We start from the raw sequence: 6000 nt of genomic DNA, 5'->3' as shown, positions 1-6000 counted from the left end.
CTTCGACGAAAAGTATCTGATTTAAGAATGTTGAACTCCTTCGGAGTTCCTGCTTTTCCGATCCGCTATCCGCCAGTTACACTGGCGGTGATGAACGTGACACTCCTTCGGAGTAATCGGGACGACTAAATAAGAGAACCTCAACCGAAGCACCCGATCACGAAGTGATCCAACCATTCATCACCCCCAATCCAATTGGGGGACTACGACAACCAACCACTCTCCCAACCCCGAAGCGGGTTGTACGAACCGGATATCGCGGCACCCGGAAAGCTTTCCGTCAATAATAATAGATGATGGAACGTGACCCCAACGCCCAATTAAACGAACGCGCCTGTTCTTTGGCAGCCGTATGGTCACGACATGTCGTGACCATACGCGTTACTGCATACCGGAAGCAACTTTTCGGCCCTAAAATCCAATTCAACTCCTTCGGAGTAATCAAGGCGACTAGAAAAGCCAACCTCAACCGAAGCACCCCGATCACGAAATGATCGAACCATTCATCACCCCCAATCCAATTGGGCGAATACGACAACCAATCACCACTCCCGCAACCCCGAAGCGGGTTGTACTAAACGGATATCACGTCTCCCGGAAAGCTTTCCGTCAAAAATAATAGATGATGGAACGTAGCCCCAAACGCCCAATTAAACGTAAGCGCCTGTTCTTTGGCAGCCGGACGGTCACGACATGTCGTGACCATACGCTTTACTGCATACCGGAAGCAACTTTTCGACCCTAAAATCCAATTCAACTCCTTTGGAGTAATCAGTACGACTGGAAAAGCCAAGCTCAACCGAAGCACCCCGATCACAAAGTGATCCAACCATTCATCACCTCCAATCCAATTGGGGGAATACGACAACCAACCACCACTCCCCCAACCCCGAAGCGGGTTGAATGAAACCTTGGATCAGCACCCAAATACCATCATTGGATCCGAATCGAATTTAACCCTGACTTTTCCTTAATTATATCTAAGTCTTTTCTTATTTATCTAGTAGTAAGCTTACAGAAACCTTGGAAAAAGTAAGCTTATAGTCTGAAGTTGATATGGCAGAATCCATTCGATGATCGAACCTGATTGGCCTGCCTTACAGGCCTGGCAAATGCCGGGGTATGCCGGGGTTGAAATGACCTTTCAGACAAAAACGAACGTACTATAAATTAATGGATTACTATTCAGGAGCTGTATTTATATCATCCAGCAGGTAAATTTTCGCAGAAGAAACATGAACATTCGTGCGCTATTTAGTGTTTGATTATTGCGGTTATCTTTTACCGATTTATGACATTTTTTTAATCTTCAAGTCTTAACTTTAATAATTAACCAAAAAATTAAAAAGAAAATGGAACAAGTCCAAGAACAACAAGCTTTTGGCATGCCGCGCATTGGCGAGGCTGCTCCCCAATTTAAAGCCGTAACTACCCAGGGCGAGATCAACTTCCCTTCTGATTATAAAGGAAGTTGGGCCATCCTGTTTAGCCATCCAGCCGACTTTACACCGGTTTGCACATCCGAGTTTATGACCTTCGCCACCCTGGAAGATAAATTTGCCGAAGCAAATTGTAAACTCATTGGCCTGTCGGTTGATGGATTGTACAGCCACATTGCCTGGTTGCGCACCATAAAGGAAAAGATCGAGTACAAGGGCATGAAGGATGTGGAAGTTAAGTTCCCGCTGATTGAAGACATCACCATGGAAGTAGCCAAGAAATACGGAATGATGATGCCAGGTGAAAGCAACACCAAAGCGGTGCGCGCCGTCTTCTTTGTCGATCCCAAAGGAATTATCCGCGCCATCATTTATTATCCGCTAAGCCTTGGCCGTAATTTCGATGAGCTTTACCGTGCGCTGATTGCCATGCAAACTGCCGACGCTTTCTCGATTGCTACGCCAGCCGACTGGACTCCGGGCGACGACGTGATCATTTCGCCTGCCGGATCGTGCGGAACAGCCAAAGACCGGATGGATGGAAAAGAAGAAGGCCTGGAATGCAAAGACTGGTTCTTCTGCACCAAGAAACTGGACAAAGAAACAGTGCTGAAAACCGTGCTAAAAAAATAATGGGTTAATACTAAGTTGATTGAAAGCGGGGTGTCTTCAGGGATATCCGGCTAATTCCTATTCAGGGTTTCACATCACGTGAAGCCCTGAATCATTTACCGACCTAACCTCCTACGCGCTTTACCTTGTAACCCTCGCTCTGAAGGATTTGAATAATTTTATCGCGAAAGTCCCCCTGGATCAAGATTTCGCCATCCTTTGCCGAGCCTCCTACCCCACATTTGGTTTTCAGGGTTTTGCCCAATTCTTTTAAATCATCTTCTGTGCCCACAAAACCGCTAATGAGTGTTACAGCTTTGCCTTTCCGGTTTCGCTTATCAAGCTCCACTTTCAGATTTTGCTTTGCTGGCGGAAGGGTATCCTGGCCTTCCTCCTGCCCGCCTTCAAATTGAAAATCAGGATTGGTTGAATAAACCACCCCCAGCCTATCTTTCCAGTCTTTTGCCATATCGCTAATTTTAGCTCCAAAAGTAGCAGAAAAACGCTAGTGTCCGAAACGCCGATATCCTAAAAATAATTCACCCACCAACGCAATAGCAACGAAAACGACAATTGCCCCAGTCACCAGAATCCCACGTAGTGTCTATATCACAAACACTTAAGCAGCACCACACAAAATTCAGGCACAAAGCAATCCTGTTTTATCCCGATGCGGGTGAACTTTTCGTTCTGCTTCCCGGTTTGAAAGAAAGGGAAACATCTAAGCGAAATGACTAAATTGATCGAAGTACATGCCACCAGCGATATTCTGCCGGAATACAGGAACACCCCCATCGGACTTTTGCTGGAATATCACAACTTGAATAAAACCTTCTGCAAATACGATCAGGCACAACTACTGATCGGGATGTGTATGGACAACCGGAAAAACTTGTGGATACCGGAAAATTTTGCTTTTATCATCCGTTCGGGTGGGGCCAACCTGTTTTATCATGAATTTCAGGTTTCGTATGCCATCGCGGTGGGCGACCTTCGTTACATCGCCCTCATCGGGCACAACAAATGTGGCATGGTTGGACTGGAAGAACGAAAAAAGGAATTTATCAGCGGACTGGTGAAAAATGCAGGATGGAAAGAAGAAAGCGCCAAAAATCATTTCGAAAACCTGTCGCCTTTTTTTGAAATTGGCGATGCCATTGAGTTTTTGGTGGCCGAGGCAAACCGTCTGCGAAAACGCTATCCCAACATAAAAGTGGCCCCGCTGTATTTTAATGTGGATACCGGCAAAATTGCCCAGATCCAAGCATAGCTAAAAAACAAACCCCGAAGCCGAAGCCCCGGGGATTTTGGAATCAAAACTTGAAATCAATTCCGGCAAAGAAATGAATTCCGGCCTGCGGGAAATACCCGTCCATCGCGAAGCGTTCGCCCCCCAACAGATACGAATATACCCAGGCATTACTATCGTATTCGGTATCGAACAGGTTATTCACCATCAGGTGCAACTTCACCTCGTCAAATAGCCTGCACTTCATGGCATAGTCTATTTTCAGGTTGTTCACAAACCAGGCGTCCAACTTACGCTCGCTACTCGATGTATTGTCGATATACTGGTCGCCAACATAGCTGGAAAGCAGGCTGATATTAAGCGCCTGCATCGGCTTATAGCTTAACTGACTGTTAACGATCACGTTTGGCGAAAAAGCCAGATCGGTCTTTCCCAGTTCAAAAGACTCTTGGCCCCAGGTATCCCAGTTGTCAACATACTCAATAAAGTTTTTAATCTTGTTTTTGCTGAAGGTGGCATTGGCGTCCCAGTTTAAGGTACGGCTAATTTTAAGACCGCCCGAAAGTTCAATCCCGGCGCGATAGCTATCGTCCACATTCACCAGAAGCGGCGTACCAACATCGTTTACTTCGCCGGTTTGAACCAGTTGGTCCTTGTAATCCATGTAATACAGGTTAGCCCCTAACAGAAAACGCGATGTTTTCCAGGTGTAGCCCGCTTCGAAATCATTCAGCGTCTCCGATTTTGGCGTTGGATCACCTTCATCCACATCCACAAAGTTGCTGCGGTTGGGCTCGCGGTTGGCACGCGCATAGCTCAAATAAGCTTCCCGTGAGTTATCCGGCCGGTAATACAGCCCGAACTTTGGGTTGAAAAAGTTGAATTTGTGCGACTGCGTCAAATCGCGCAGGTCGTCATCGATACCGTCAATATCGTAATTGATGTGGCGGTATTGCAAATCCGCATACAAACTGAGCGCTTCGGTCAACTGGTAATTGTATTTTCCAAAGAGGTTGAAGTCCTTTTTCAGCCCGGTACCCCGGTACCATTCGTGGTCTTTCTCGTTTTCTCCCATGTACTGCGCCCAAATCACCTGTCCAAAATGATCGCCATCGTACACGTTGTAACCACCTCCAAAGGTAAAGGCCGATTTATCCTGCTCGTAATTCAACGAGAAAGTGGCTCCGTAAAAATCATTGTCCAGCCACTTGCGGGTAACCAAATCGGTAGTTTCACGCCCGTCGGGGGCAATCATCTGAAATTTACTGTATTTCTTGTCTTCCTTGTAGCCTTCGTAATACCCCCGACCGTAGGTATAATGCAGGGCAGCGTTCAAATTGAGCGCTTCGGTAAACTTGTGCGAGACATGCAGCTGATAATGATCCTGCTGATAGTTGTCCACCTCATTTTTGTAAGTGTAAATGTTGTATGTGCGGCTGTCGGAATTGATCATCTCTTCAGTTTGTTGCGGCGTGTACAACCAGTGTTCTTCGTAACGTCTCATCCCTTCCAGGTCGTTGTTTAGCCGAACAGACGGGACTCCATTCCATGCCTGGTAAGTTTCTTCGAAACCCGAAAAAACATTGGCTTTCAGAAGGGTGTTACCCGAATAGTAGGCCGCCGAAACAAAGAACGATTTCAGATCAGACGAGGCGCGGTCGATAAACCCGTCGGAAGTTACTTTCGAAAGGCGGGCATCCACGGTAAACTTGCCGTTGATCAGTCCCGTACCGGCAGCCACCGAATTTTTAACGGTATGGAACGAACCGGATGAAGTTTTGTACTCGGCATACGCCTCTTTGTTGAGCGTAGTGGTTTGCAGGTTGATGGTTGCCCCGAAAGCAGCAGCCCCGTTGGTAGAAGTCCCCACCCCGCGCTGTACCTGAATGTTGTCGATCGATCCGGCCAGGTCGGGAATGTCCACAAACCAGGTACCGTGCGACTCGGCATCGTTCATGGGCACACCGTTGATGGTGACATTGATGCGGTTCAAATCAGTGCCCCGGATGCGGAAATTGGTGTAACCTACTCCTGCCCCGGCATCCGATGTGGCCACATACGAGGGGGTCATACTTAGCAGGTACGGAATGTCCTGCCCCATGTTCCGGTTGTCAATGGTGGCCTTGTCAACTGAGGTTTTGGCCACAGGCGCTTTATCGCCTGCCCGTGTGGCAGCAACCAGCACCTCATCGGTCAACACCCCGGATTGCTTCAACTCAATTTGCAGCGTGAGCGATTTCTGAAGCTTAACCGGCACAGTCTTTTTCTCGTAACCGATAAACGAAATCTGAAGTTCGTAATTCCCGGGCTTCAGTTGCCCGAACTCAAATTGTCCCTGCTCACTGGTAGCAGTTCCCCGGTACGTGCCGTTCAAAATGACGGTTGCCCCGGGTAAAATTTCTCCATCCGCACTTTTCACAACCCCGGTTACCGAAAGTTGCGCAAATGCACATACAACAGCTCCTTGCAACAGCAACAGCATGAATAATCGTTTCATTTTTTTTGAAAATTTGGTTAATAACTAACCAATGAGGTAGGAAACAGCATTTCCTTTCGCCCTCCCTACGCCGGCATTACCCGGATCAGGTTCATTGGGTATGATCTCAGTCCGATTCTTTAGGACACCCCATTGCGTAAAATCGGTAGCAAAGGTAATGTAAAAAATTAGAAAACCTCAACATCTTTTTTTATTCAAATTTC

At 47.2% G+C, this 6000-nt stretch carries 4 protein-coding genes and 1 riboswitch; of the genes, 2 read left to right on the top strand and 2 right to left on the bottom strand.

What is annotated here, in order from left to right:
- Nucleotides 1–1352: 1352 nt before the first annotated feature.
- On the top strand, nt 1353–2072 hold the full coding sequence (locus tag N2K84_RS17155; RefSeq protein ID WP_282593061.1) for a peroxiredoxin: 720 nt from the start codon (nt 1353–1355) through the stop codon (nt 2070–2072).
- 103 nt (nt 2073–2175) lie between these two features.
- Here N2K84_RS17155 and N2K84_RS17150 read toward each other — a convergent pair whose 3' ends face one another.
- Nucleotides 2176–2520, bottom strand: coding sequence for a translation initiation factor (locus N2K84_RS17150; RefSeq protein WP_282593060.1), 345 nt, complete (start codon nt 2518–2520; stop codon nt 2176–2178).
- A 261-nt stretch (nt 2521–2781) separates the two neighbouring features.
- Between N2K84_RS17150 and N2K84_RS17145 the strand changes: the two genes are divergently transcribed.
- A complete protein-coding gene (locus tag N2K84_RS17145; RefSeq protein WP_282593059.1) occupies nt 2782–3321 on the top strand; it encodes a carbonic anhydrase in 540 nt (179 codons plus the stop codon).
- Between the two features lie 43 nt (nt 3322–3364).
- Here N2K84_RS17145 and N2K84_RS17140 read toward each other — a convergent pair whose 3' ends face one another.
- Nucleotides 3365–5797, bottom strand: coding sequence for a TonB-dependent receptor (locus N2K84_RS17140; protein ID WP_282593058.1), 2433 nt, complete (start codon nt 5795–5797; stop codon nt 3365–3367).
- Nucleotides 5798–5842: 45 nt separating this feature from the next.
- A riboswitch (TPP riboswitch) is annotated at nt 5843–5939 on the bottom strand.
- Between the last annotated feature and the right edge of the window lie 61 nt (nt 5940–6000).

It is taken from the genome of Gaoshiqia sediminis, assembly GCF_025907915.1.
Lineage (GTDB): Bacteria > Bacteroidota > Bacteroidia > Bacteroidales > Prolixibacteraceae > Gaoshiqia > Gaoshiqia sediminis.
This window is presented reverse-complemented; position numbering and strand designations above follow the sequence as displayed.

Coding starts and splice junctions, on each gene's coding strand:
- N2K84_RS17155 (WP_282593061.1), top strand. CDS start 1,353: ATGGAACAAGTCCAAGAACAACAAGCTTTTGGCATGCCGCGCATTGGC.
- N2K84_RS17150 (WP_282593060.1), bottom strand. CDS start 2,520: ATGGCAAAAGACTGGAAAGATAGGCTGGGGGTGGTTTATTCAACCAAT.
- N2K84_RS17145 (WP_282593059.1), top strand. CDS start 2,782: ATGACTAAATTGATCGAAGTACATGCCACCAGCGATATTCTGCCGGAA.
- N2K84_RS17140 (WP_282593058.1), bottom strand. CDS start 5,797: ATGAAACGATTATTCATGCTGTTGCTGTTGCAAGGAGCTGTTGTATGT.